At 45.9% G+C, this 379-nt stretch carries 2 protein-coding genes; both read right to left on the bottom strand.

The features are described from left to right. A partial coding sequence (locus M992_RS15345; protein ID WP_211257343.1) for a hypothetical protein occupies window positions 1-197 on the bottom strand: 197 nt, incomplete at its 3' end. Further along, on the bottom strand, window positions 190-357 hold the full coding sequence (locus M992_RS15200; protein ID WP_147638201.1) for a NinE family protein: 168 nt from the start codon (window positions 355-357) through the stop codon (window positions 190-192). The genes M992_RS15200 and M992_RS15345, both read right to left, overlap by 8 nt. Window positions 358-379 lie beyond the last annotated feature (22 nt).

Genomic DNA, 379 nt, shown 5'->3' on the forward strand with positions numbered 1-379 from the left:
GCCCTGCTCAACTTGCCGTCGTTAATCACAAATACGGCGCGACCAGAGATATCGAAACAAATCCAATCTTTGAGTTCGGGGTGACGTGAGATTGCTACTAATTTATTAATCTCAAAGTCACTCATCTTGCTGTAGTTACGTGAGGTTGCTATCAGTCGGTTTATTTCATCGTCGCTTATCTTGCTGTAATCAGTCATGTCTATTCCTTGCTCGCACTCTCAGCCAACGCACATCGTGAAGGTGGGCGCTGTAGTTGAAAGTCACTGTTGATATGGGTTGGGGTTTACTGCGTGGAGTGGATTTGTTGAAGATTAAGTTGTCTATCGTTATTCGTGTCGGACTTCGCTGTCGCTTCATGCTGCTGAACTCCAGTCACCGA

Origin of the sequence: Moellerella wisconsensis ATCC 35017 (genome assembly GCF_001294465.1) — a bacterium.
GTDB classification, from domain to species: domain Bacteria; phylum Pseudomonadota; class Gammaproteobacteria; order Enterobacterales; family Enterobacteriaceae; genus Moellerella; species Moellerella wisconsensis.